The organism is Klebsiella sp. X13 (assembly GCF_003323835.1).
Lineage (GTDB): Bacteria > Pseudomonadota > Gammaproteobacteria > Enterobacterales > Enterobacteriaceae > Klebsiella > Klebsiella ornithinolytica.
This window is the reverse complement of sequence record NZ_CP030874.1, coordinates 2,519,524-2,535,646: the sequence shown is the minus strand read 5'-3', so window position 1 is coordinate 2,535,646 and position 16,123 is coordinate 2,519,524. Positions and strand designations below refer to the sequence as shown.

Sequence of the window (16,123 nt, the reverse complement as noted above, 5' to 3'; positions counted from 1 at the left end):
CTACCATACAAGAATAAAGGTTAAAATTAGCGTGAACGATCACAGAAGAACGCGCGTTAAGCGCGTCCCCAGCCAGCGACAATAATCAACATGCCGCACAGCGCAATCAGCGCCCCTGCCCAGTCATAATGGCTAAGCTTAACGCCATCGACAAAACGCAGCCACAGCAGCGCGGTGCAGACATACACGCCGCCGTAAGCGGCATAAACCCGCCCGCTTGCTGCCGGATGCAGCGTCAGCAACCAGACAAACATCATCAGCGCCAGACCTGCCGGAATTAACAGCAGCGGCGTTGCGCCGCGTTTTAACCATAGCCAGGGTAAATAACATCCGAGAATTTCACAGAGCGCGGTGGCGAAGAAAAGCAGCGTTGTTTTGAACATTAAAGACACGTAAAGAGAGCAGGTTGTTGGCCCATTTTACGCAATAATCTGCCTCTTCCACACTCTTTTGTCGGGTATGCCGGCGAAAAGAGATGTAGTAAACTGCCTGCAGATTGCAGGGGCTTCCCCTTTTTATCACTCAAAGGAAATCGTGATGAAAATGACACAGAACACACGTTACTGCCTGACGGCTATGCTGGCGCTGAGCGCCGTACTCTTCACCGCATCGTCTTTCGCGCAAACCAGCAAGCTGGTGATTGAATCCGGCGATAGCGCACAAAGCCGCCAGCAGGCCGCCATGGAAAAAGAACAGTGGAACGACACCCGCTCTTTGCGTCACAAGGTCAACACCCGCACCGAAAAAGAGTGGGACAAGGCTGACGTCGCTTTTGATGCGCAGGACAACTGCCAGAAAAGCACGAACGTCAACGCGTACTGGGAACCGAACACCCTGCGCTGCCTCGACCGCCGCACCGGTCGCGCTATTGCACCTTAATCCGTCACGCATCCATGGCGCCCGCGGGCGCGATATTTAGCTTTTATCGACAGGAACAGCCATGACCGACGCATACTCAATCAAACTTCGTCCGCTCGAGCGTGAAGACTTACGTTTTGTCCACCAGCTCGATAACAATGCCAGCGTGATGCGCTACTGGTTCGAAGAGCCCTACGAAGCTTTTGTTGAGCTCTCCGACCTTTACGATAAACACATTCACGATCAGAGCGAACGCCGGTTTGTTATCGAATGTAATGGTGAAAAAGCCGGGCTGGTGGAACTGGTTGAGATCAACCACGTCCATCGCCGCGCCGAATTTCAAATCATTATTTCACCGGATTATCAGGGAAAAGGTCTGGCGACACGCGCCGCGAAGCTGGCGATGGACTACGGTTTTACCGTTCTCAATCTGTATAAACTGTATCTCATCGTCGACAGCGAAAATGAAAAAGCCATCCACATCTACCGCAAGCTTGGGTTTATGGTAGAGGGGGAGCTGATTCATGAATTTTTCATCAACGGCGAATACCGCAACACCATTCGTATGTGCCTGTTCCAGCACCAGTATATTAGCGAACACCGCACTCAGGGACAGTCGCTGCTGAAGCCCACGGCTCAGTAGTATTCGATACTGTTTTTGATGGTATAACGACGGGTCAGCGGCGGCTGGACGCTTTCATCGACCACCTGCAGCTGGCAATCAACCGGATTATCGTGGCTATCGTAGTCACAGGTTTGACGCACGTTCCCCAACTGACGATCGTTGAAGGTGCTGGTCGCCGTGTAGTCCAGCTTTTTACGTGGATCCTTCGCCGGCGTGGAGATCACCGTAAAACGCTCATTTTTCGCCACGGTGGTTTTACCGGTCGGATAACCCTCGCTGTCATACTGATAGGTGGCAGTCGTCTCTTTGCCACGCGCGGCCACCACAAAGCCGTTATCATCCGTCTCCCAGATAATGCCGGCCGACGGCAGTTCCGCGAGCTGGCATTTTCCCTGCAGGCGCAGGCGTTTCTCACGGGTGCGGGCGTCAAGATAGAAGTTGGCATCCAGCATCAGCGTCGCGCCGGTATTATTTTCCCGGTCCTCCAGGTCCAGCAGATCAAAACAGCCCTCCCTCGAGAGGCTCGCGCTCACCCGTTTTACCACCTCATCGTGTTCGTCGAGCAGCGTCTGGCTAAAATCTTTCACCGGACCACGCAGCGGATCGAACTCGAACTCATTGGAAAAACTCGCCATTTCCGGCGTAAATGCTTCTGGCTTCTTCTGCGCATCGCAGGCGCTGAGCACCATCACCGCCGATATCAGCAATAACCGTTTTTTCACGCCGAATCCCTTTTGTATACATTGCAATCATATTAGCAAATACAATTGTTTACACCAGTTCTGCTATGCTTAAATCTGGATAACATTAATAAGGAGTCTATGATGAAACGCTCTTTCTGGCTATGCGCCGCGCTGCTGCTGGGTTCAACCTCAGCGCTGGCCGCGCCCGATTCCTGCGAACGCGTGAAGAACGATATTCAACAAAAGATCGTCAATAACGGCGTGCCGGCCTCAGGCTTTACTTTAGCGATCGTGCCCAACGATCAACCCGATCAGCCCGGTGCCCAGGTTGTCGGCCACTGTGCTAACGACACCTTCAAAATTACCTATACCCGCAGCGCCGATTCAGACAGCGACGCCCGTTAACCTCTTATTTTCATTCGAAGGATATTATCCCTGAGTTGACCAGGGATAATATCCTTCTACCCCACTCTGGGTATGATTGCTCCCCCATACACCGGAAAATGATACCGGCGATCTTTCAGCGGCAACACAACGATGGGGTGAGCCATGTCCAGTCAGGAACATTCTGGCGGCGTCAGCCGACGCACGTTAATCAAATCGTCTGCGATAGGCTCACTGGCGCTTGCCGCCGGTGGACTCTCGCTTCCTTTTAGTCTGCGCTCCGCTGCGGCGGCCGTTCAGCAGGCGACACAGAGTGAAGAACGTATCGTCTGGGGCGCCTGTTCGGTAAACTGCGGCAGTCGCTGCGCGCTGCGTCTGCACGTGCGCGATAATGAAGTCACCTGGGTAGAAACGGATAATACCGGGATGGACAATTATGGCGACCATCAGGTACGCGCCTGTCTACGCGGCCGTTCCATTCGCCGGCGAATCAACCACCCGGATCGCCTGAATTACCCGATGAAACGCATCGGCAAACGCGGCGAAGGCAAGTTTGCGCGCATCAGCTGGGAAGAGGCGCTGGAGACAATTGCCGGCAATCTGCAAAGAGTCGTCAAAGACTACGGCAACGAGGCGGTTTACATTAACTATTCGTCGGGAATTGTCGGCGGCAATATGACCCGTTCCTCGCCTTCGGCCTCGCCGGTCACCCGTCTGATGAACTGCTATGGCGGGTCGCTGAATCAGTACGGCACCTACAGTACCGCCCAGATTGCCTGCGCCATGCCCTACACCTACGGCAGCAACGAGGGTAACAGCACCTCGGATATCGAAAATAGCAAACTGGTGGTGATGTTCGGCAACAACCCGGCGGAAACCCGCATGAGCGGCGGCGGCATCACCTGGTATCTGGAGCAGGCCAGAGAACGCTCCAACGCGCGGATGATTGTCATTGACCCCCGCTATACCGATACTGCCGCCGGGCGGGAAGATGAATGGATCCCCATCCGTCCGGGCACCGATGCCGCGCTGGTGGCCGGTATCGCCTGGGTACTGATTAGTGAGAATCTGGTCGATCGGCCGTTCCTCGATAAATACTGCGTCGGCTATGACGAAAAAACCCTTCCCGCCGGCGCCCCGCCAGACAGCCACTACAAAGCCTACATTCTCGGCCACGGCGAGGACGGGACCGCCAAAACGCCGCAGTGGGCGTCGCGTATCACCGGGATCCCCGTCGACCGAATCATTAAGCTGGCCCGGGAAATTGGAACCACCCGACCCGCCTGTATTTGCCAGGGCTGGGGACCGCAGCGCCAGGCTAACGGGGAACTGGCTTCCCGGGCGATCGCCATGCTGCCGATTCTGACCGGCAATGTCGGCATTAACGGCGGCAACAGCGGCGCGCGCGAATCGACCTATACCCTGACCATTGAGCGCCTGCCGGTGCTGGTCAATCCGGTCAAAACCGCCATCTCCTGCTTTAGCTGGACCGACGCCATCGCGCGCGGCCCGGAGATGACCGCGCTGCGTGACGGCGTCAGAGGCAAAGATAAGCTGGATGTCCCGATTAAGTTTATCTGGAACTATGCCGGGAATACCCTCGTCAACCAGCATTCTGATATCAACAAAACCCACGAAATTCTCAAGGACGAGAAAAAATGCGAAATGATCGTGGTGATCGAGAACTTTATGACCTCTTCGGCGAAGTATGCCGACATTCTGCTGCCGGACCTGATGACCGTCGAACAGGAAGACATCATCCCTAACGACTACGCCGGGAACATGGGCTACCTGATTTTTATTCAGCCCGCAACCGCGCCGAAATTCGAACGCAAACCGATCTACTGGATCCTCAGCGAAGTGGCAAAACGCCTCGGCGATGATATTCATCAACGATTTACCGAAGGTCGCACCCAGGAGCAGTGGCTCCAGTATCTGTACGCCAAAATGCTGGCCAGAGATCCCGCGCTACCCACCTATGAAGCCCTGAAAGCAATGGGGATTTATAAGCGTAAAGATCCGGACGGCCATTTTGTCGCCTATCGCGATTTTCGCGCGGACCCGATCGCGCACCCCTTAAAAACGCCCTCCGGCAAAATTGAGATTTACTCCAGTCAACTGGCGGATATTGCTGCCCGTTGGCAGTTGCAGAAGGATGAAACGATCAGCCCACTGCCGATCTACGCCTCCACTTTCGAAGGCTGGGATGACCCGCTGCGCGACCAGTTCCCGCTGCAGCTTTTCGGTTTTCACTACAAAGCCCGAACCCACTCCAGCTACGGCAACGTCGATGTGCTACAGGCCGCCTGCCGCCAGGAGGTGTGGATCAATCCGCTTGATGCCGGGAAGCGTGGAATTAAAAACGGCGATTTGGTGCGCGTCTTCAACCCGCGCGGCGAACTGCGTATTGCGGCGAAAGTCACGCCGCGTATCATGCCCGGCGTTGCGGCCATGGGCCAGGGAGCATGGCATGACGCCAACATGGACGGTGATCGCATCGATCGCGGCGCCTGCATTAATACCCTGACCACCCAGCGGCCCTCTCCGCTGGCAAAAGGAAATCCACAGCATACGAACCTCGTTGACATCGCCAGGGTCGAGGACACGGCGTCATGATCTCCTGGCTGCCAGGAGGCGCAGACGAGCCAACAGCCAGCAAGGAGATCGCCCATGGGTAGTGGATGGCATGAATGGCCGCTGGTGCTGTTTACGGTACTCGGTCAATGCGTGGCGGGAGCGACTATCGTCAGCGGTCTGGGATGGATGTCGCTGACAGATAACTCCGAGGCCCGGCAGCGTCTGGTCAAACGCATGGTCTTTCTCTGGCTCATGATGGGGGTCGGTTTTCTGGCATCGGTTCTGCATCTGGGATCGCCGCTCCGGGCATTCAACTCTCTTCATCGCATTGGCGCCTCGGCGCTGAGTAATGAAATTGCCAGCGGCGCCCTGTTCTTCGCCGTAGGCGGCATCTGGTGGTGGCTGGCGAGGCTCGGCAAACTGCCTGCGGCCCTCGGCCGCCCCTGGCTGCTGCTGAGCATGCTGCTGGGCCTCATTTTTGTGCTGGCGATGACCCGGGTTTACCAGATTGAAACCGTCCCGACATGGTATAGTGGCGGCACGACAACATCCTTCTTTCTGACAATGGCGCTGACCGGGCCGCTGTTCGCCGCGCTGTTATTGCGGGCTGCGAATGTTGAGTTCAACGGGCGTTTTTTCGCCTCCTTGAGCGTGCTGGCGCTGTTTGCCAGCATTGCTCTGGTGATTATACAGGGCGTTGAACTCAGCGACATTCAGAGCTCAGTGCAGCGCGCCGGCGCGCTGGTGCCGAATTATGCCGCGTTACAGATCTGGCGCATCGCGCTGCTGGCGCTTGGCCTCGGCTGCTGGATCTGCCCGCTTTGCCGGAACAAAACCCCGCGCCCGACCAGTTTGTTCCTCGGACTGCTGCTGGTTCTGGCCGCAGAACTTATTGGCCGCGGTCTGTTTTATGCTCTGCATATGACCGTCGGCGTGGCGATTGCTGGTTAATATTCAGGCGTGGCACCGTCCCGCCGCAGTAAGGAAGAGTACATGATACAAGCTCACTACCGCGACGCCGTCGCGTTGAGCGCCCGCACCCTGGGCGCCCTGTTTTCATTTTCCCCGGAAAGCGCGCAGGCCGCGCCGCTGGTAGCGGCTCTGCAAGACGGCAGCTGGCAGGCTCAATGGCCTTATCCGCTAGCCGATTCGCTGGTGACCGGGTTCGCCGCCGCCAGCGATGAACCGCTCCCCCAGGCCTGGCAACGCCTGTTTATTGGTCCCTGGGCGCTGCCCGCCCCGCCGTGGGGTTCGGTCTGGCTGGATAAAGAGAATGTGCTGTTCGGCGACTCTACTCTGGCATTGCGGGAGTGGATGCGCGCGAACGGAATTGGTCACGCAACGCAAGGCCAGGAGCCGGAAGATCATTTTGGTACGCTCCTGCTGCTGGCCGCCTGGCTGTGCGAATCCGCGCAGGAGGAGGCGTTTTCGCAGCTTCTCGCCTGGCATCTGCTGCCCTGGTCCGGCCGGTTCCTCGAGGTGTTTATCGCCGGAGCCGAACACCCCTTTTATCATTCCCTCGGACAACTGGCGCAGGCGACGCTCGCCGAATGGCAACGCCAGCTCCCCATTGCCGTCGCCGACAAACCGCTTTATCGCTAAACGCACCGCCATGCCGGGAGGACTGGCATGGCGGCTTTTCAGTGACAACGTCACGCAGACAGATTTTTTAAGCCCCTTCATCCGCCCGCTGTTTCAGCACAAGCGGCATTTATAGCTTTTGCGTCTAAGCTTATTTCCTATCACAATAAGTCTATGTTTCCCGCTCACCGTAACCTCTGATGCACCGTCTGCACAATTATCCTGATGTTCAGGTCATGTTTCGTCGCCTGCTGATTGCGACGCTGGTCGGTATACTGGCGGCGCTGGCCGTTGCGTTATTTCATTCGGCGATGGCGATCCTGGAAGGGCTTTTTCTCAACGATCATAGCGGGAGTCTGGTCAATGCCGCCGAAGGACTACCCGGCTGGCGACGTCTGCTCACGCCGGCGGCTGGCGGACTGGCTGCCGGCGCACTGCTCTGGTTCTGGCAATGTCGGACCCGCCAGCGCCCGCATGCGCCCACCGACTATATGGAGGCGCTCGATAGCGGAGACGGTCAGTTTGATACCCCCGCCAGCCTGGTTAAATCCCTGGCTTCCTTGTTGGTGGTGACTACCGGCAGCGCGATTGGTCGCGAAGGCGCGATGATTCTGCTGGCCGCACTGGCCGCGTCGCTGTTCGCCCGCCGCTTCACGCCAAAAGCAGAATGGAAGCTGTGGGTCGCCTGTGGGGCCGCCGCCGGGATGGCCAGCGCCTATCACGCGCCGCTGGCCGGAAGTCTGTTTATTGCCGAAATTTTATTTGGCACGCTGATGCTTGCGTCACTGGGTCCGGTGGTGATTTCCGCGGTTATCGCCCTGCTGCTCACGCAGTTGATCAACGGCGGCGCATCGCCGCTGTATCAGGTGGAGTTTCATGAGACGCTGACCGCTCTCCACTATGCGCTGATGCTGGCTACCGGACTGTTAGCCGGGCTTTGCGGACCGCTGTTTATCGCGATGATGAGCTACAGCCACCGCTGTTTTTTACGCATCAGGCTCTCGCCGCCGTGGCAGCTGGCGCTCGGCGGAATGATTGTCGGCCTGCTGTCGCTGATCACGCCTGCGGTGTGGGGCAATGGTTACAGCACGGTACAGCATTATCTGCAGTCGCCGCCGCTGTTTAGCGCCATCGCGGTGGTCTTTGTGTGCAAACTGATAGCGGTGCTGGCCAGCAGCGGATCCGGCGCGCCGGGCGGCGTGTTTACCCCTACGCTGTTCGTCGGGCTGGCGATGGGCATGCTGTTTGCCAGCTTCAGCGGGCTGTGGCTGCACCACGATCAAGGACTGGCAATTATGATTGGTCTGACCGGAATGGCGGCCTTTCTGGCGGCCACAACGCATGCGCCGATTATGTCGACATTGATGATCTGTGAAATGACCGGGCAATACCTGCTACTGCCCGGTTTATTGATTGCCTGCGTACTGGCATCGGTGCTCTCCCGGACGTTACGCCAGGACTCTATCTACCGCCATCATGTCGCCGAGCATGGTTAAGTCAATATACTGGCTCAGCTCACGCTGTTCGGCGCGCGGCAGGTAAGGAAGTTCGCCGATCAGCGGCCCAGGCAGCTTTTTACTCAGCACCTCGATGATTTCAGCGTAATGCGCTAAGCCCGGGTTAATGCGGTTTGCCACCCAGCCAATCATCGGCAGACCGTCGTTAGCAATGGCCTGGGCGGTCAGCAGAGCGTGGTTGATGCAGCCTTCCTGGATGCCAACGACCATCACCACCGGAAGCTGCTCCTGGACCACCCATTCTGAAAGCGGACGCAGGTCGTTCATCAGACTCCGCCAGCCGCCGGTCCCCTCAACCACAACGTGATCGACCTGCCCGCTGAGGCGCTGAAGACCATCCGACAGCAGCCCGTAGTTAATCGGGCAGCTGTGCGCCACGCTGCTCTCATCTTCGCTTAATGCTATGGGATTGACAGCATCATACGGTAACGCCAGCGACGACACGCTTTGTAAAATCAGCGCATCTTTGTTACGCAATCCGTCCGGCGTCTCTTTGCTGCCCTTCGCCACAGGCTTGTATCCCGCGACGCTTTTGCCGCTGGCAGCAAGTGCCTGCAACAGCGCACGAGAAACCACTGTCTTCCCGACAGAGGTGTCAGTACCTGTTATAAAGAAACGCTTAAACATCATTAACCCCACAGTTATGTTGATGATTTATACAGAAGAGAAGGAATAAACTGTGGGAAAAGTCTACGCGAAGCCGCCGGATACCAGCTTGAGATAGCGCAATTTTTGGTGTGACTATGAAAAAATGTTAACCCTGTAACAGTCGAATCAGCAGAGATCCGTTATAGAGGGCATCCTTCACCAGCGCTGCGCCGGCCATCGTTCCACGGTTAGAAAACTGCGTGCTTTCAACGCTAATATGCCGGCTGTAGGCGGGCAGAGATTGTTGCCGAATACAATCTGAAATGGCGGGAAATAAGATATCGGCCGCCAGACTAAACGGGGAGCCGATGAGGATTTTTTGCGGGTTGAACAGATTGACCATGATCGCCAGAATCCGCCCGACGTGCTGGCCCACGCCGCTAATAATATCCCGCGCCAGCAAATCGCCCTGCAGCGCCGCCTGGCACAGCCACTCCACGCTCAGCGGCTGCTGATGCAGCATCGAACTCATTGATTTAGTCATTCGTACCTGGGCCAGTTCCAGCACGCTTTCGACGCTGGCGATAGTCTCCAGACAACCGTGGTTACCGCAGTAGCATCGCTTGCCGTAGGGATCGACCTGAGTATGACCGATCTCGACCAGACTGCTGCTGCCCGCATGCAGCAGGCGACCATCGGTAATCACCCCGGCGCCGACGTTATGATCAATCACCACCTGAATGACATCCCGCGCCCCGCGGGACGCGCCAAACAGCGATTCCGCCATCGTCCATGCGCTGATATCGTGCTGAATATAGACCGAGACGCCGGTGTGGTTCGCCAGAACCTCGCCAAGAGGCAGATCTTTGACCTCTTCATAAAATGGCATCCGATGAATCACGCCGTTTTCGGTATCAATGATGCCCGGCATGGTGACGGCGATGGCGGTCAGACGTTCCAGTTTCTTTTGATGGCGGATAAAGAACTGGTCGATATGCTCAACAACGCGCGTCAGGAACGGCTGTTCGTGCTGGAGCGCCAGCTCGAGCTGCTCCTCAACCACCAGTTTGCTGCTGAGATCGCGCAGCGCAAGGTGAATTTCACCGCGGCTGATTCGCACGGAGAGATAGTGCCAGGCCTCGGTCTCGACCATCAGCCCGACGGCGGGACGCCCGCGGCTCCCCGGCTCCTGGATTTCCGTCTCCTGAACCAGATGCGCTTCGAGCATTTCACGCACGATTTTAGTAATGCTGGCCGGCGCCAGTTGCGCAAAACGCGAGAGGTCGATGCGCGACACCGGGCCAAGCTGATCAATCAGGCGATATACTGCTCCTGCATTGGTCTGCTTTATTTGATCGATATGGCCTGGCTGACTGTCCGCTACCACCATTGACTCCCTTTATTTTCGCGCTTCGAAATAAACTTTTAGCTATGGTGAAGCACTTCGGTAGCACTCGTCAAATTTTTACTTAGCCTTGTGATTTACCGCACGTTTTTGACTGTTTTTAGTCTTAATTATTCACCGCAGCGGCGGCAAGAAGGTATTCACGAAAGCGTTGCGCCGCCTGACTCTGTTCATGATGCTTCGACCACACCAGCCACATTTCCGAAACCGCATCCTGTTCTTTAATGGGTAGCCAGCGCATCTCGTTGAGCTGCACCCGCTTAAACGACGCCGGTAATATCGATACCCCCAGCCCGGAAGCCACCAGGCCGATAATCGTCATCGCCTCGCCCACCTCCTGAGCGATCATCGGCGTCTGACCATAGCGTCGCATCAGCCCCAGAATGTCGTCATACAGTCCGGTTCCGACGTGCGGGTCAAAAAAGACGAACGGTTCGCGGGCCAGTTCGATCAGGCTTACCGCCTCCTGACGCGCGAGGGGATGGTCGCTCGGCACCATCGCCAGCAGCGGTTCGCGCAGCACCCGTTCCCAGACCAGGGTCTCCGGCAGCTGCGTATTGCGCATCAGCCCCAGATCGAGGGCGCCTTCGTTCAGCGGCACAATCTGCTCGCGGGTATTGGTTTCCCGGGTCTGGATATGCACGTCCGGGTAGCGCCGGCGAAAGGTGGACAGCGTATCGGAAACCGCCTTGATGAACGGTGCGGAGGAGGTAAAGCCGATGTGTAGCTCCCCGGTTTCACCGTGATGCAGACGGCTTGCGCGCGCCGCCGCATCGTCGACCAGACTGAGAATGTGCCGACTGTCGGCAAGAAACTGGCGACCCGCCGCCGTCAGACTCACGCTGCGGTTGGTTCTGGCGAAGAGGCGTGCGCCAATCTGTTGTTCAAGTATCTGAATCTGCTGGCTTAACGGCGGCTGTGAAATGTTCAGCCGTGCCGCTGCCCGGCCAAAATGGAGCTCTTCGGCGACGGCAATGAAGTAGCGGAGATGACGCAGCTCGATATTCATATCTAAAACGTCTTATTTGAGATTATTAATATATTAGACAGAATATTTACATTTTCATACCCTTAAAATGTGATCTGTGATGTTTCCTAACTCTGTGTTCTCAGCAAGGATTTTTCCGTGAGTCGTACAACTACCGTTGATACCGTGCCGGCAAGCGAGGTCAGCGACAATGTTATATCCCAGCCAAATCAGTTTATTAAGCGCGGTACCCCCCAGTTTATTCGGGTTACTCTCGCCCTCTTCTCCGCCGGTCTGGCCACTTTCGCCCTGCTTTACTGCGTTCAACCGATTCTGCCGGTGCTCTCGACCGAATTTGGCGTGACTCCCGCCAGCAGCAGCGTTTCGCTGTCGATTTCCACCGCGATGCTCGCCGTTGGCCTGCTGTTTACCGGCCCGCTTTCGGATGCTATCGGCCGTAAACAGGTGATGGTCACCGCGCTGGTGCTGGCCTCATGCTGTTCTTTACTGTCTACGATGATGTCGAGCTGGCACGGCATTTTGATTATGCGGGCGCTGATTGGCCTGTCGCTAAGCGGCGTGGCGGCAGTCGGGATGACCTATCTGAGTGAGGAGATCCACCCCAGCGTCGTCGCCTTTTCCATGGGACTGTATATCAGCGGCAACTCGATTGGCGGAATGAGCGGCCGTCTGCTGACCGGGGTTTTCACCGACTTTTTCGGCTGGCGCGTGGCGCTGGCGGTGATCAGCTGCTTCGCGTTAGCCTCGGCCATTATGTTCTGGCGAATCCTGCCGGAATCGCGACACTTCCGCCCGAGTTCGCTACGCCCCAAAACCCTGCTGATTAACCTACACCTGCACTGGCGCGATCGCGGGCTGCCGCTGCTGTTCCTCGAAGGATTCCTGCTGATGGGGTCTTTTGTCACCCTCTTCAACTACATTGGCTATCGCCTGATGATGTCGCCCTGGTCGCTGAGTCAGGCGGTGGTTGGCCTGCTCTCCGTCGCATATCTGACCGGGACCTGGAGTTCCCCGAAGGCCGGGGCAATGACCGCACGCTACGGCCGCGGCCCGGTGATGCTTGCCTTTACCGCCGTTATGCTGGCCGGGCTGACGCTGACCCTGTTCTCCTCTCTGTGGCTGATATTTGCGGGCATGCTGCTGTTCTCCGCCGGCTTCTTTGCCGCCCACTCGGTCGCCAGCAGCTGGATTGGTCCTCGTGCGCGCCGCGCCCGCGGCCAGGCATCGTCGCTGTACCTGTTCAGCTACTATCTCGGCTCCAGTATTGCGGGGACATTAGGCGGGGTATTCTGGCATAACTATGGCTGGAACGGCGTGGGTGGCTTTATCGCGCTGATGCTAATGGCCGCACTGCTTACCGGCGTTTGCCTGCACAAACGTCTGCAATAATCTCTCTTCACGTGGCCTTTATCGGCCACGTCTTTCACCACATGCCCAGTACCGACGACGCCCCCAATAGCTCTCTGACGGCATCGATAGACAGCAGTGCAATAAATAGCATAGTGAACGGATTCATAATGACTCCCGAACGACGGCCTGTGCCCAAAATAAGTTTAGCCGCTGCTCAAAAAGAATCCGCTATTCTGACCACATCAATGTGACAATATTTCGATCCTGCTCCCGGCCAGGCGAAAAAACTGGCGCGATAGTCCGTCCCCACCGATCGCTCTGCCGGACGGCCCGGTGAGCCTTGCGTCTCGTGTGGAAGATTGGCGCGGATCAGGATAGTGTAGAGGTCAACGGGCAACGCCTTTCGTTCACTCGCAACAGGCCAAACTAAACATGACTGACAACAAAAACTATCAGCAGCTTACCCGCACTTTCCAGCGTCTTTCCCGCTTCTCGCATCTCGGCGCTATCGCCGGCTGGGATATGTTCGCCATGATGCCGCCGGGCGGCAGCGCCGCGCGAGGCGAGGCTCTGGCGGAACTGGGCGTGCTGCAGCATCAAATCCTGACGGATAAGAGCGTGGCTGAAGCGCTGCGCAACGCACGCCAGGAAAATCTGAACGACGTTGAACAAGCGAATCTGCGCGAAATGACTCGCCAGTACGAACAGGCGGCGCTGCTGCCGGAAAGTCTGGTTGAGGCCAAATCGCTGGCAGGCAGCCGCTGCGAACATGCCTGGCGCAGCCAGCGCCCGGCGAACGACTGGGAAGGTTTCGCCGAAAACCTGCGCGAGGTGGTGAAGCTGAGCCGTGAAGAAGCGGCGATTCGCGCCGGGGCGAAAGGGTGCTCTCGCTATGATGCCCTGTTGGATATTTTCGAACCGGATATGACCAGCGCGCGGCTTGACGTGTTGTTTGCCGATCTCAAATCCTGGCTGCCGGCTCTGCTCGCCAGCGTCGTCGAAAAGCAGTCCCTGAACCCGCCGGTTGCGCCGCAGGGGCCGTTCCCGATCGCTGAACAGCGTGAGCTGGGACTGGAAGCCATGCGGATTCTGGGTTTTGATTTTGATGGCGGGCGTCTGGATATCAGCGCCCATCCGTTCTGCGGCGGCGTGCCGCAGGATGTGCGCATCACCACGCGCTATAACGAAGAGGATCTGCTCAGCGCCCTGTTCGGTGTGATTCATGAAACCGGTCATGCGCGCTATGAACAAAACCTGCCGCGTAAATGGCTCGATCAACCGGTGGCGCTGGCCCGCTCAACGGCGATCCACGAATCGCAAAGCCTGTTCTTCGAAATGCAGCTCGGACGCAGCGATGCCTTCCTGAAACGCCTGCTGCCGGCCGTGCGTCAGCGTTTTGGCGAACAGCCGGCCTTCAGCACTGAGAATTTCATTGCCTGGAACCAGCGCGTCAAGCCGGGTTATATCCGCGTGGATGCTGACGAGGTCAGCTATCCGGCCCATGTTATCCTGCGCTATGAGATCGAACGGGCGCTGATCGATGGTGACATCGAGGTAGACGATATTCCCGCGCTGTGGGATGAGAAAATGCAAAGCTGGCTGGGACTCTCTACCACCGGCAATTATCGTAATGGCTGTATGCAGGATATTCACTGGACCGATGGCGGGTTTGGTTACTTCCCTTCCTACACCCTCGGCGCCATGTACGCCGCGCAGCTGATGGCTGCCGCGAAGCGCGCGTTGCCGCAGCTGGAGGCCAACATTGCCAACGGTGATTTCACGACGCTGTTTGCCTGGCTACAGCAGAATATCTGGCAGCACGGCAGCCGGTTCAGCACCTCACAGCTGATCATTAACGCCACCGGGGAAGATCTGAACAGCGACTATTTCCGCCAGCATCTCAGCGCACGCTACCTGTAAATGCCTCCGTCGCGCCGGGGCACTCCCCGGCGCTCACCGAAATATCCTCGTCTCAGTTTCGGTTGTACATATCGTTACACGCCGATACCAAACACTCACGGAAAGCCAGAAAAGAGAGGCATATAGTTCTTTCAACGGCCCCGCAGTGGGGTTCACTGAAAAAACAATTTCGAGGATATCAGAATGAAAAAAGTATTAGCTCTGGTCGTTGCCGCTGCTATGGGTCTGTCTTCTGCTGCTTTCGCTGCTGACGCAGTAAGCACCACTCAGGCTCCGGCTGCTGCAACTCACAGCACCACTGCCAAAACCACTCATCATAAAAAACATCACAAAGCCGCTGCCAAACCGGCCGCTGAGCAGAAAGCTCAGGCCGCGAAAAAACACCACAAAGCCGCCGCCAAACCGGCCGCCGAACAGAAAGCTCAGGCCGCGAAAAAACATCACAAAGCCGCCGCCAAACCGGCCGCTGAACAGAAAGCCCAGGCCGCGAAAAAACACCACAAAGCAGCAACCAAACCAGTAGCCCAGAAAGCCCAGGCCGCTAAAAAACACCACAAAGCGGCAACCAAACCAGTAGCCCAGAAAGCTCAGGCTGCTAAAAAACACCACAAAACTACTAAACATCAGGCCGCTAAACCTGCTGCACAACCGGCTGCTTAATTCTTCCGGTAAGTCAGGTTAATCATAAACCGGCGCTGTTTCAGCGCCGTTTTTTTCTGGAGGGCACTTATGCTGCGGCGCTATCGTTTTGAGCTCATCCTGATCCTGTTAATTCTCTGCGCGCTGATTGCGACCCGCTTTTTCCTCTACTGAATAAGACGGCGCTTCATCACTCTGCGCAGCGACTCTCCGGCCCGACATCTCACCATGCTGTCACCGTCTACGTTGCTCCTCCTTGCCGCCTCGTCGGATTGCGCGGTGAATACCGCATCAATGCGCTGATTTTCATCACAAGGTCACGCCAGCAGACCGCTGCTCCTCCCGTAACGAGAAAGCGCTAATGACCTGCCAGCAGCCAGAAATGATACCCCACGCCATACACCCCAAGGATCAGCAAAAAGCAGGCGGCAATTGTCGTTAAGCGATGGGCATGCGCCGGGGCCAGCCAGCGCCGAATGGCGAGGATATAGAACGACAGCACCCCAAGATCGATAGCCACCCAGATGATGCTCAACAGACCAAGGCTCAGGCCAACATCACTGGTAATCTGGATAAACTGCGGGAAAAACGCGGCAAAGAACAGAATGTCCTTAGGATTACTCAGGGCGGTCACGAACCCCGACCACACGCCGCCTCGCGCGGTCGCCGCGCCAGGTGTCACAGGCGACGGACGCAGCATACTCAGAGCAAGCCACGTAATATAGATGGACCCCAGCGCCGCCAACAGCAGCAGAATGTCGGGATGGATCGCCACGGCGCCGGTCAACATTGCCGCCGCAACGGCCATCAACACCAGCGACGCGAGATTGCTGCCTATCATCGTACGCACTGCCGATGAAGCCCCGTCTCTGGCGGCGCAGCCGGTCACCAGTAGCACCACCGGGCCCGGCGTAGCAATCAGCGCCAGCACCGTCATGCTGTATCCCGCCATCAATGCATAGTTCATGATACTGACTCACTCTTTTTTTTTCAGGTCAGCGCATTTTC

At 57.1% G+C, this 16,123-nt stretch carries 18 protein-coding genes; 11 read left to right on the top strand and 7 right to left on the bottom strand.

Translation table 11 applies throughout. The annotated features are described in order from the left end of the window. Window positions 1-56: 56 nt before the first annotated feature. The gene (locus DSD31_RS12070) at window positions 57-383 is read right to left on the bottom strand and encodes a YnfA family protein (RefSeq protein ID WP_004862432.1); all 327 of its coding nucleotides are present in this window, start codon (window positions 381-383) and stop codon (window positions 57-59) included. A gap of 154 nt (window positions 384-537) precedes the next feature. Here DSD31_RS12070 and DSD31_RS12065 point away from each other — a divergent pair, with 154 nt between their 5' ends. Both DSD31_RS12065 and speG read left to right on the top strand, forming a co-directional pair. Then, window positions 538-879, top strand: a complete 342-nt coding sequence (locus tag DSD31_RS12065) for a DUF1283 family protein (RefSeq protein WP_004862434.1) — start codon at window positions 538-540, stop codon at window positions 877-879. 61 nt (window positions 880-940) lie between these two features. Next, a complete protein-coding gene (gene speG, locus DSD31_RS12060) occupies window positions 941-1,501 on the top strand; it encodes a spermidine N1-acetyltransferase (protein ID WP_004862437.1) in 561 nt (186 codons plus the stop codon). On the opposite strand, the gene DSD31_RS12055 is transcribed toward speG, so the two are convergent. Continuing rightward, complete coding sequence (locus DSD31_RS12055; RefSeq protein ID WP_054829311.1) at window positions 1,495-2,172, bottom strand: YnfC family lipoprotein; 678 nt, start codon at window positions 2,170-2,172, stop codon at window positions 1,495-1,497. The two genes, speG and DSD31_RS12055, sit on opposite strands and share 7 nt — an antisense overlap. Before the next feature lie 135 nt (window positions 2,173-2,307). Between DSD31_RS12055 and DSD31_RS12050 the strand changes: the two genes are divergently transcribed. The 5 genes from DSD31_RS12050 to clcB all read left to right on the top strand — a co-directional run bounded on the left by DSD31_RS12050 (window position 2,308) and on the right by clcB (window position 8,204). Next, window positions 2,308-2,571 (top strand): DUF1161 domain-containing protein, encoded by a 264-nt coding sequence (locus tag DSD31_RS12050; RefSeq protein ID WP_004862440.1) that lies wholly within the window; start codon window positions 2,308-2,310, stop codon window positions 2,569-2,571. Window positions 2,572-2,715: 144 nt separating this feature from the next. Next, window positions 2,716-5,166 (top strand): selenate/tellurate reductase subunit YnfE, encoded by a 2,451-nt coding sequence (gene ynfE, locus DSD31_RS12045; RefSeq protein ID WP_015584243.1) that lies wholly within the window; start codon window positions 2,716-2,718, stop codon window positions 5,164-5,166. 54 nt (window positions 5,167-5,220) lie between these two features. Then, window positions 5,221-6,078 carry a DmsC/YnfH family molybdoenzyme membrane anchor subunit gene (locus DSD31_RS12040; RefSeq protein WP_113991066.1) on the top strand — a complete coding sequence of 286 codons (858 nt, stop codon included), beginning with the start codon at window positions 5,221-5,223 and terminating at the stop codon, window positions 6,076-6,078. A gap of 42 nt (window positions 6,079-6,120) precedes the next feature. Then, window positions 6,121-6,729 carry a Tat proofreading chaperone DmsD gene (gene dmsD, locus DSD31_RS12035; RefSeq protein ID WP_015584242.1) on the top strand — a complete coding sequence of 203 codons (609 nt, stop codon included), beginning with the start codon at window positions 6,121-6,123 and terminating at the stop codon, window positions 6,727-6,729. A gap of 179 nt (window positions 6,730-6,908) precedes the next feature. Next, on the top strand, window positions 6,909-8,204 hold the full coding sequence (gene clcB, locus DSD31_RS12030; protein ID WP_004862444.1) for a voltage-gated ClC-type chloride channel ClcB: 1,296 nt from the start codon (window positions 6,909-6,911) through the stop codon (window positions 8,202-8,204). Here clcB and bioD read toward each other — a convergent pair. From bioD to DSD31_RS12015, 3 genes are all read right to left on the bottom strand, one after another. Next, on the bottom strand, window positions 8,157-8,852 hold the full coding sequence (gene bioD / locus DSD31_RS12025; protein ID WP_015584240.1) for a dethiobiotin synthase: 696 nt from the start codon (window positions 8,850-8,852) through the stop codon (window positions 8,157-8,159). The two genes, clcB and bioD, sit on opposite strands and share 48 nt — an antisense overlap. 127 nt (window positions 8,853-8,979) lie before the next feature. Then, a complete protein-coding gene (gene mlc, locus DSD31_RS12020; protein WP_015584239.1) occupies window positions 8,980-10,200 on the bottom strand; it encodes a sugar metabolism global transcriptional regulator Mlc in 1,221 nt (406 codons plus the stop codon). 124 nt (window positions 10,201-10,324) lie between these two features. Further along, window positions 10,325-11,227 carry a LysR family transcriptional regulator gene (locus tag DSD31_RS12015; protein ID WP_004862447.1) on the bottom strand — a complete coding sequence of 301 codons (903 nt, stop codon included), beginning with the start codon at window positions 11,225-11,227 and terminating at the stop codon, window positions 10,325-10,327. Window positions 11,228-11,344: 117 nt separating this feature from the next. Between DSD31_RS12015 and DSD31_RS12010 the strand changes: the two genes are divergently transcribed. Next, window positions 11,345-12,595, top strand: coding sequence for an MFS transporter (locus DSD31_RS12010; protein WP_004862448.1), 1,251 nt, complete (start codon window positions 11,345-11,347; stop codon window positions 12,593-12,595). A gap of 34 nt (window positions 12,596-12,629) precedes the next feature. Here DSD31_RS12010 and DSD31_RS26430 read toward each other — a convergent pair whose 3' ends face one another. After that, window positions 12,630-12,722 carry a KPN_01571 family protein gene (locus tag DSD31_RS26430; RefSeq protein WP_004862449.1) on the bottom strand — a complete coding sequence of 31 codons (93 nt, stop codon included), beginning with the start codon at window positions 12,720-12,722 and terminating at the stop codon, window positions 12,630-12,632. 266 nt (window positions 12,723-12,988) lie between these two features. On the opposite strand from DSD31_RS26430, the gene DSD31_RS12005 reads away from it, so the two are divergent. The 3 genes from DSD31_RS12005 to ydgU all read left to right on the top strand — a co-directional run bounded on the left by DSD31_RS12005 (window position 12,989) and on the right by ydgU (window position 15,289). Continuing rightward, window positions 12,989-14,476 carry a carboxypeptidase M32 gene (locus tag DSD31_RS12005; protein WP_064357009.1) on the top strand — a complete coding sequence of 496 codons (1,488 nt, stop codon included), beginning with the start codon at window positions 12,989-12,991 and terminating at the stop codon, window positions 14,474-14,476. A 183-nt stretch (window positions 14,477-14,659) separates the two neighbouring features. Further along, window positions 14,660-15,136 (top strand): acid resistance repetitive basic protein Asr, encoded by a 477-nt coding sequence (gene asr / locus DSD31_RS12000; protein ID WP_015584237.1) that lies wholly within the window; start codon window positions 14,660-14,662, stop codon window positions 15,134-15,136. Window positions 15,137-15,205: 69 nt separating this feature from the next. After that, window positions 15,206-15,289 carry a small membrane protein YdgU gene (ydgU, locus tag DSD31_RS26695; RefSeq protein WP_099130682.1) on the top strand — a complete coding sequence of 28 codons (84 nt, stop codon included), beginning with the start codon at window positions 15,206-15,208 and terminating at the stop codon, window positions 15,287-15,289. A 184-nt stretch (window positions 15,290-15,473) separates the two neighbouring features. Here the strand turns inward: ydgU and DSD31_RS11995 are convergent, their stop codons facing one another. After that, window positions 15,474-16,082 carry a LysE family translocator gene (locus DSD31_RS11995; RefSeq protein ID WP_004862458.1) on the bottom strand — a complete coding sequence of 203 codons (609 nt, stop codon included), beginning with the start codon at window positions 16,080-16,082 and terminating at the stop codon, window positions 15,474-15,476. Between the last annotated feature and the right edge of the window lie 41 nt (window positions 16,083-16,123).

What these genes read in the sequence shown, in the direction of transcription:
- DSD31_RS12070 (WP_004862432.1), bottom strand. Translation starts at nt 383, where the DNA reads ATGTTCAAAACAACGCTGCTTTTCTTCGCCACCGCGCTCTGTGAAATT.
- DSD31_RS12065 (WP_004862434.1), top strand. Translation starts at nt 538, where the DNA reads ATGAAAATGACACAGAACACACGTTACTGCCTGACGGCTATGCTGGCG.
- speG (WP_004862437.1), top strand. Translation starts at nt 941, where the DNA reads ATGACCGACGCATACTCAATCAAACTTCGTCCGCTCGAGCGTGAAGAC.
- DSD31_RS12055 (WP_054829311.1), bottom strand. Translation starts at nt 2,172, where the DNA reads ATGGTGCTCAGCGCCTGCGATGCGCAGAAGAAGCCAGAAGCATTTACG.
- DSD31_RS12050 (WP_004862440.1), top strand. Translation starts at nt 2,308, where the DNA reads ATGAAACGCTCTTTCTGGCTATGCGCCGCGCTGCTGCTGGGTTCAACC.
- ynfE (WP_015584243.1), top strand. Translation starts at nt 2,716, where the DNA reads ATGTCCAGTCAGGAACATTCTGGCGGCGTCAGCCGACGCACGTTAATC.
- DSD31_RS12040 (WP_113991066.1), top strand. Translation starts at nt 5,221, where the DNA reads ATGGGTAGTGGATGGCATGAATGGCCGCTGGTGCTGTTTACGGTACTC.
- dmsD (WP_015584242.1), top strand. Translation starts at nt 6,121, where the DNA reads ATGATACAAGCTCACTACCGCGACGCCGTCGCGTTGAGCGCCCGCACC.
- clcB (WP_004862444.1), top strand. Translation starts at nt 6,909, where the DNA reads ATGCACCGTCTGCACAATTATCCTGATGTTCAGGTCATGTTTCGTCGC.
- bioD (WP_015584240.1), bottom strand. Translation starts at nt 8,852, where the DNA reads ATGTTTAAGCGTTTCTTTATAACAGGTACTGACACCTCTGTCGGGAAG.
- DSD31_RS12015 (WP_004862447.1), bottom strand. Translation starts at nt 11,227, where the DNA reads ATGAATATCGAGCTGCGTCATCTCCGCTACTTCATTGCCGTCGCCGAA.
- DSD31_RS26430 (WP_004862449.1), bottom strand. Translation starts at nt 12,722, where the DNA reads ATGAATCCGTTCACTATGCTATTTATTGCACTGCTGTCTATCGATGCC.
- DSD31_RS12005 (WP_064357009.1), top strand. Translation starts at nt 12,989, where the DNA reads ATGACTGACAACAAAAACTATCAGCAGCTTACCCGCACTTTCCAGCGT.
- asr (WP_015584237.1), top strand. Translation starts at nt 14,660, where the DNA reads ATGAAAAAAGTATTAGCTCTGGTCGTTGCCGCTGCTATGGGTCTGTCT.
- ydgU (WP_099130682.1), top strand. Translation starts at nt 15,206, where the DNA reads ATGCTGCGGCGCTATCGTTTTGAGCTCATCCTGATCCTGTTAATTCTC.
- DSD31_RS11995 (WP_004862458.1), bottom strand. Translation starts at nt 16,082, where the DNA reads ATGAACTATGCATTGATGGCGGGATACAGCATGACGGTGCTGGCGCTG.